This is a genomic window from Micrococcus sp. TCR-5, assembly GCF_052220525.1.
In the GTDB taxonomy this organism is placed as follows: Bacteria; Actinomycetota; Actinomycetes; order Actinomycetales; family Micrococcaceae; genus Micrococcus; species Micrococcus luteus.
In genome coordinates this window covers 1-6,851 of record NZ_JBQPDO010000030.1, presented here as the reverse complement: position 1 = coordinate 6,851, position 6,851 = coordinate 1, and the positions used below count along the sequence as shown (strand labels likewise).

Genomic DNA, 6,851 nt, shown 5'->3' with positions numbered 1-6,851 from the left:
GTGCCAGACCACCGGAGACTCCGTACGGATGACCCAGGCAATGGCCGGGAAGGGAGTCATGCCACTGAACTGATCCCATCACGGTGGCCAGCACCACCACCAGAACGGGCAAACCAGCTGGCCACCAGTGGGCAGTTCTGATGGCCACCAGCGGGAAGAAACACTGGCCGCCTATGGGCAGAACTCAATGGCCCTTGACAGCTGTGGCAGCGCAGGTCCTCGTGGCGAGCGCCGCGGGACCAGCGGGCCATCTCGATCGCGTCGAGGACCATCTCGGTGCGCATGTGTGACGCGCACCGCCACCCGACGATCATCCGGGAGAACGCGTCGACGATGAAGCAGACGTACGCGACGCCGGCCCACGTCGGCACGAACGCCAGGTCGGTGACCCAGAGCCGGTTCGGGGCAGGCGCGGTGAACTCCCGCTTCACGAGGTCCGGGTGCCGCGCCGCGGTCGGATCTGGCCGGGTCGTCTTCACCCGCTTCGACCTGGTCGCGCCCTTAATCCCTGCGGCGCGCATGAGCCGGCCCGTCTGATCTCGGCCGATGTCGATCCCGGCGCGACGCGCGGTCTTCCAGAGCTTTCTGACCCCGTAGACGCGGTAGTTCGTCTCCTAGAGCTCGACCAGCTGCGGGATCAGCTCCTCGTCCCGCACCGCGCGAGCCGAGGGGGCGCGGGTCTTGGCGGCGTAGTAGCTGCTCGGAGCCACCTGCAGCAGCCTGCAGATGAGCTCGACTCCGAGCCGGCGAGCGTCGACCAGGTCATCCTTGTTCGCGTCGATGAACGCGACTACTTCCGGTAGTGGCGGTCGAGCTCCGCCCCGAAGAAAGACGCAGCACGCTTGAGGACCTCGTTGGCCCGCCGCAACTCCCGGACTTCCTGCTCCAGTTCACGCACCCGCCGCGCCTCAGCGCTGCTCACGCCAGAGGTGACGCCGTCGTCGATGTCGGCTTGCTTGACCCACATCCGCACGGACTCGACCCCGTACCCGAGCTGCGTCGCGACCCGATTGACGGTCCCATGCTCGGTCCCCAGCTCGGCACGCAGCGTCCTCACCATCCGGACCGCCGCGGCCTTCTCCTCCGGCGAATACCGACGCGTCGTCGGCTTCCCCGCTGTCTGCTCTTTCGGCATAACTCCATCCTCGTTTCCAAGGTCAGGAGTCTCCAACAAACCCAGGGCGCTTCAATCGGTCAGGAAGGCAGCAGGAGCACCTTGATGTCGTAGTCGAGCTTGCAGAGATAGAAGATCAACTCGACGACGGGACGGTGACTATCCCAGCGGGGCTGTGAGGGGCCGATCTCGCAGAACCTTGCGGCAAACTCAACCTTCTCGCGCGCGGCCGGGATCGATGCGCGGAAGGCCGCTTCATCCCATTGCTCTTCGCTCATACTCCCGACCGTAGCGGTGAGTACCGACACGGCCGTGGGAGCTCTCAGCCCCAGAAGATCGGATCCTGGTGGCTGCCGATGTAGTCGAGCAGACTCTGGACGTTCTTCGTCGGGCGCCTCTTCGTGTACTCGTGGAACTTCATGTGCCGGTCACGCCAGTAGATGCTCCACTGGCCGGTCTTGACGGTGTATCGCAGGCGCGCGACCGGGAACCGCGTCCAGTCGCCCTGCCCGTCCCACGGCGGCCGCGTCTCGATGATCGTGACGTGCCGGTCGGCGATCTCGGCTTCTACTCTCACCTGATCCCACAGGTGCTCGGGCACGCGTTCACGGCACCAGCGGCCGATGCGCAGCAGGTCGGTCTCGGGCATAGCCATGGTCAAGTCCTTTTGAGTGGTGTATCGAGGCTTTGTCGGGTTCCTCGTGGTCGGGTGGGTTGTCAGGCGGCGAGTGCCGCGTGGCCGGGGTCGTCGGTCATGGTGTCGCTGACCTGTAGGGCGGCTTGTTCAGCCGCGGCTTTCGCGGCTGCTTCGGCGAGCATCGTGTCGGTCGCGGTCAGCAATTCCAGGCTCATGTAGCGCCGTGATTCGGTCCATTCGTCGTGCTGCTCGGCCAGCACCGCGCCGAGGAGTCTAATCACCGCGACTCGGCTGGGGAAGATGCCGACGACGTCGGTGCGTCTCCGGATCTCCTTGTTGAGCCGTTCGTTCGGGTTGTTCGACCAGATCTTCTTCCACACCTCCTTCGGGAACTTCGTGAACGTGAGCACCTCATCGCGGGCGCCCTCGAGGTGCTCGGCAGCGGCCGGCAGATGGGTGGCCAGGCTGTCGATCATGTGCTCGTACTGGGCGATCACCGCCTCGACGTCGGGCTGGGTGTAGACGCTGTGCAGCAGCGCTTTCACCGCGGGCCACTGCGACTTCGGGCACACCGCCATCAGGTTGGCCGCGTAGTGGGTGCGGCAGCGCTGCCACTGCGCCGTCCCGAACACCGCCCCGGCCGCTTCGACCAGCCCGGCATGGGCATCGGAGGTGATCAGCTCCACCCCCGACAGGCCGCGGGCAGCCAGATCACGGAAGAACCCGAGCCACCCCTCCCTGGTCTCCGCGGTGCCCAGTTGCAGGCCGAGGATCTCGCGGTAGCCGTCGTTGTTGATGCCGGTGGCGACCATGGCGGCGACCTTGACGACCCGGCCGTGTTCACGCACTTTGAGCACGAGCGCGTCGGCGGCGACAAACCGATACGGCCCAGCATCGAGCGGCCGGGTGCGGAACGCTTCGACCGGTGCATCCAGGTCTTTACTCATCTCTGAGACCTGCGATTTCGACAGGCCCGTGATGCCGAGAGTCTGCACCAGTTTGTCCATCCGGCGGGTGGAGACGCCGAGCAGGTAGCAGGTGGCGACCACCGTGGTCAGCGCTGCCTCGGCGCGGCGGCGCCGCTCCAGGAGCCAGTCGGGAAAGTAGGTGCCTTCGCGCAGTTTCGGGATCGCGACGTCGATGGTGCCGGCGCGGGTGTCCAGGTCCCGGTGCCGGTAGCCGTTACGCCGGTTGGTGCGCTCATCCGAGCGGGCGCCGTAGGCGGCGCCGCACACGCTGTCAGCCTCGGCCGACAGCAGGGCATTGATGAAGGTGGTGAGCATCTGACGCATCAAGTCCGGCGAGGCCTGGGTGAGCAGATCGGACAGAAACGCCTGGGGGTCGATATCGTGGGGAGCGGTCATCGCGGGTGTCCCTTTCGAGTGGGATGTGAGAGTTTCCTCGAAAGCCTCCCGCGGTGACCGCTTCTACTTCGCGGTCGACACGCCAACCGGAGTCAACGTGCTGCGGGATTCGTACACCACTCTGCCGGACGCAACTGCGCCGCACCCTCCACACCGGGATGAGCCTGCTGACCGACCGCCAAAAAGAACACCTCAGCGTCCTCTTCGCCCACGAGAAGCACGCCGCGGTCGAAGCGGCCTGGGAGATCTACCAGGCCATGGTCGCCGCGTATCGAGAATTCGACCGCGCAAAGGCTAAGGCCAAGATGGAGAAGGTGATCGCGGCGCTGAGCAAGAAGGTCCCCGACACCCTCGAGGAACTGGGCAAGCTCGGCCGGACACTGACCAAACGCGCCGCCGACGTGCTGGCGTTCTTCGAGCGACTGGGCACCAGCAACGGTCCGACGGAGGCGATCAACGGCCGGCTCGAACACCTGCGCGGCTCCGCCCTCGGCTTCCGCAACCTCACCAACTACATCGCCCGCAGCCTCCTCGAATCAGGCGGCTTCAGACCCTTGCTACACCCTCAAATGCGATGAGCCTCGAATGCAGGATCTTGTGCCGACAGCGGCGCACGATGGTCGCGGGGATCTCGAACAACCGTGCGCGAAACCGTTTGGGCTCCCAGCGACGTGCATCATGGCCGGCCAGCGCGATGGCCTGCATCCAGGCGACGATGACGCCGGCGAGCTGGACGATCTGGCACCAGACCTGGTTCTGCGCGAATCCCTGCAGCGGGAACTTCATCAGGCCCATGTCCTTGGCGTTGCGGATCCGGTCCTCGCAGCGCGCGCGGCGGCGGTGACGCAGCTCCAGCACTGGAAGCTGGCCGCGTGGGGCGTTGGTCGCGAACGCAGTGATCCGCATCCCTTTGTGATCGGTGATCCGTAGCTGCACTCCGGGGTGGGGGCGTTCCTTCCTTACGGTTACCCGCATTCCGGGGGCCACCCGGGCAGGTCCAGTAGTCCGGTCAGTTCCGCGACCCATGCCCCATCGCGGATCCCTTCGGTGTCGGTGTCGTAGGCAGGAGTCCACGCCTTCGCCTCATCAATACGTTCCAACAGGTCAGGAGTGTTCGCGGGGAGGGTGAACCCGACTGAGTAGGCCAGACGCTGCCGCTCCAGCCAGCCCGCGAAGTCCTTGGGGCCGCCGGCCCCGTCGGTGCGAATCAGGACCTTTTTCGATCCCCGCCCGCCCCGGCCCAGCAGGGCCGGTGGGAGCTGCGCAAGGGCCAGACGGGTGACGGCGATGTGATCGCTGGCGGTGTTCGAGCCCGCGTTGCCGGGGCGAAGGTGGATCGCGAGCGGTTCCCCGGTTCCTTCGCTGCCGTGGTCCAGGAACGCGTACAGAGGGTGGTAGCCGAAGCCGCGTTTGAACGTCGGGGCGGCTTGCTCCTTCTCACTGTGGACGTTGATCAGGGTGGCGTCGAGGTCGATGACCAGCGGGGTCTTCGCGCTCGTCCCCTCGGCCGGGGAATGCTCGCCGGCCAGGGCCCAGGCCTGCTCGCGCGCGGTCCTGCGAGCCCTGGCGATCGCGGTCATCACGGCGGGCGCGTCCTCAGCGAGGGTGGTGAGCGTGCGGGAGATCGTTGGGGCCGAGGCGACGTCACCGAACAGGCCCGGCTCGCACCGCAGCAGGTCGGTGTCACGGGCGACCTCCCCGCCCACCGCGAGAGTCATCGCTAGGTCCAGCAGGACCTTGGAGGCGTGATGCTCGGCCAGCGGTTTCGTCCATGAACCCAACGCTTCACGCAGCGAAGAGGCGAGGCCGGTGGCGTGGATCGTGTCGGTCAGCAGCACCGCGCCCGCATGCGAGGCCGCCGGGACCTCAGCGACGTCCACACGCGGGCGGGGGTAGAAGAACACGGTAGGGTGGGACACCTGAAAGGTGCTCCTTCCGGCCAGGGATTACGAGACTCGACACCCCGTATCATCCCAGGCCAGGAGCACCTTTCTCTATGACGCCCACCCGTCGAGACCACACCCCAGTGAAATCTCGAGGTCAGCGGGTGCTCGTGGCAGGGCCTGAACTGTGGTCCGTACACTCCTACTCATGGATGCGCTTGATATTGGACGGATCGTGGCCGGACTGGTGCTGCTGGTCTTGGGTGGGGAATTTTTGGTGCGTGGGGCGTCAGCACTGGCCGGACGTTTCGGGATTTCGTCATTGGTGATCGGTCTCACCGTAGTGTCAGCGGCGACGTCGGCACCCGAGTTCGCAGTGAGCGTCGGTGCTGTACTGCGTGATGAACCGGGGCTTGCCGTGGGCAATGCGGTTGGCAGCAACATCATTAATGTCCTGCTCATCCTGGGACTGTCCGCGCTGGTCGTTCCCCTCGCTGTAAAGCGGAGGCTGATCCGCTTTGACCTGCCCCTGATGGTCGTCTTGTCAGTTCTACTGCTCCTTGTGTCCCTGGATGGGAGGATCAGTGCGGTGGACGGGCTGATACTATTTTTCGGTGTGGTGGTCCACACCATAATGTCCGTGGTGATTAGTCGGCGGGACGCCAAGACCGCGGTGAATGCCCGGGAAGGGACAGGAGATTCGGCAACCGTCGATCCAGCCGACGAGGAAGGGGCTGCGCTAGGCGCCTCGGTCAGCAGGTCGCTCTTCTTTGTGCTGCTGGGGGTCGCGTTGCTGGTCGCCGGTGCCACGCTGCTCGTGGAAGGAGCAGTGAACATAGCCACCACGTTGGGCGTAAGCAGCCTCGTGGTCGGACTGACCGTTGTGGCTGTAGGGACATCGCTGCCCGAGCTGGCGACGTCCATCATTGCCGTGCGTCGCGGTGAACGCGACCTAGCGGTGGGCAACGTGGTCGGCAGCAATATCTTCAACATAGGGGTAGTGCTAGGACTAACCGCGCTCATCTCTCTTGAGGGCATTCCCGTATCCGGCGCCGCAGTGGCCTTCGATATCCCAGTAATGCTGGCGGCCGCAGTGGCACTACTGCCGATCGCGTTCACGGGCTTCGCGGTGGCGCGTTGGGAGGGCGGCTTGTTCGTGGTTTTGTACGCCGCCTACACCGGATACCTTGTGCTGGCTGCCACAGCGCACGATGCACTGGAGGGATTCACCGTAGCCATGGCGTGGTTCGTGCTGCCGTTAATCGCACTGACGCTCATTTCCTTTACAGCCTACGAAATCGGGCTCCGCAAGGGACGCCGAGACCTGGACCAGACCACGACTTCGACGTAGACCGTCGAGTGCATTCGGCTGCTGGCTTCATTCAGGTCGTCGGCTGAATGTAAATCGGCAAGAGATGACTGTCGGTTGGTGGTGTCATAGCGTCGTAGCAACACTCCCGGTCGGTGGGGGCTCGAGGCGAGGAGGCCTGGGATGGTGCGGCGGCGACTCACGTTCACGGAGCGGATGGAGATCTCGACGGGATCGAAGGCCGGGTGGGGAGTCCGGAAGATCGCGTCTCACCTGGGTAGATGCCCTTCGGTGGTCTCCAGAGAGCTTCGACCGAACTCGACGAAGACGCGCGGCTATCAAGCCGTGACCGCGGACGTGAAAGCGCAACGCCAGCGCTCTCGCCCACAGGTCCGGAAAGTGGCAAAGGACCCGGTACTCGAGGCCCGCGTCAACGCCGACCTCGCAGCGTCATGGATGCCGAACGAGATCGCGGGTCGCTTGCGTCTGGAGGCCGCAGACCCGACCGTTGAACGCATGGCGAACTCTCCCGACGCTCAGGGCC

General features: G+C 65.3%; 5 protein-coding genes, 3 pseudogenes and 1 other annotated feature. Of the genes and pseudogenes, 3 read left to right on the top strand and 5 right to left on the bottom strand.

The genetic code is table 11. From position 1 onward, the window contains the following. Window positions 1–191: 191 nt before the first annotated feature. The 4 genes and pseudogenes from ACTSKS_RS10865 to ACTSKS_RS10850 all read right to left on the bottom strand — a co-directional run. Window positions 192–1,135, bottom strand: a pseudogene (locus ACTSKS_RS10865) (IS3 family transposase); the annotation flags it as partial. Then, window positions 702–836: a sequence feature (AL1L pseudoknot), on the bottom strand. Its footprint overlaps the pseudogene before it by 135 nt. A gap of 59 nt (window positions 1,136–1,194) precedes the next feature. Continuing rightward, window positions 1,195–1,392: a hypothetical protein gene (locus ACTSKS_RS10860; protein ID WP_010078466.1), complete on the bottom strand. Its 198-nt coding sequence runs from the start codon at window positions 1,390–1,392 to the stop codon at window positions 1,195–1,197. 44 nt (window positions 1,393–1,436) lie between these two features. Beyond that, window positions 1,437–1,769, bottom strand: a complete 333-nt coding sequence (locus ACTSKS_RS10855) for a DUF3024 domain-containing protein (RefSeq protein WP_036315702.1) — start codon at window positions 1,767–1,769, stop codon at window positions 1,437–1,439. 62 nt (window positions 1,770–1,831) lie between these two features. Further along, window positions 1,832–3,115 carry an IS256 family transposase gene (locus ACTSKS_RS10850; protein ID WP_100057176.1) on the bottom strand — a complete coding sequence of 428 codons (1,284 nt, stop codon included), beginning with the start codon at window positions 3,113–3,115 and terminating at the stop codon, window positions 1,832–1,834. Between the two features lie 137 nt (window positions 3,116–3,252). Between ACTSKS_RS10850 and ACTSKS_RS10845 the strand changes: the two are divergent. Beyond that, a pseudogene (locus tag ACTSKS_RS10845) lies at window positions 3,253–3,693 on the top strand (ISL3 family transposase); the annotation flags it as partial. Here ACTSKS_RS10845 and ACTSKS_RS10840 read toward each other — a convergent pair. After that, window positions 3,662–5,034: pseudogene (locus ACTSKS_RS10840) on the bottom strand (IS1380 family transposase). The pseudogenes ACTSKS_RS10845 and ACTSKS_RS10840 sit on opposite strands and share 32 nt — an antisense overlap. A gap of 172 nt (window positions 5,035–5,206) precedes the next feature. On the opposite strand from ACTSKS_RS10840, the gene ACTSKS_RS10835 reads away from it, so the two are divergent. Next, window positions 5,207–6,349, top strand: a complete 1,143-nt coding sequence (locus tag ACTSKS_RS10835) for a calcium/sodium antiporter (RefSeq protein WP_043282823.1) — start codon at window positions 5,207–5,209, stop codon at window positions 6,347–6,349. A 141-nt stretch (window positions 6,350–6,490) separates the two neighbouring features. After that, the coding region (locus ACTSKS_RS10830; protein ID WP_285139873.1) for a helix-turn-helix domain-containing protein at window positions 6,491–6,851 on the top strand (361 nt) is incomplete at its 3' end.

What these genes read in the sequence shown, in the direction of transcription:
- ACTSKS_RS10860 (WP_010078466.1), bottom strand. Translation starts at nt 1,392, where the DNA reads ATGAGCGAAGAGCAATGGGATGAAGCGGCCTTCCGCGCATCGATCCCG.
- ACTSKS_RS10855 (WP_036315702.1), bottom strand. Translation starts at nt 1,769, where the DNA reads ATGGCTATGCCCGAGACCGACCTGCTGCGCATCGGCCGCTGGTGCCGT.
- ACTSKS_RS10850 (WP_100057176.1), bottom strand. Translation starts at nt 3,115, where the DNA reads ATGACCGCTCCCCACGATATCGACCCCCAGGCGTTTCTGTCCGATCTG.
- ACTSKS_RS10835 (WP_043282823.1), top strand. Translation starts at nt 5,207, where the DNA reads ATGGATGCGCTTGATATTGGACGGATCGTGGCCGGACTGGTGCTGCTG.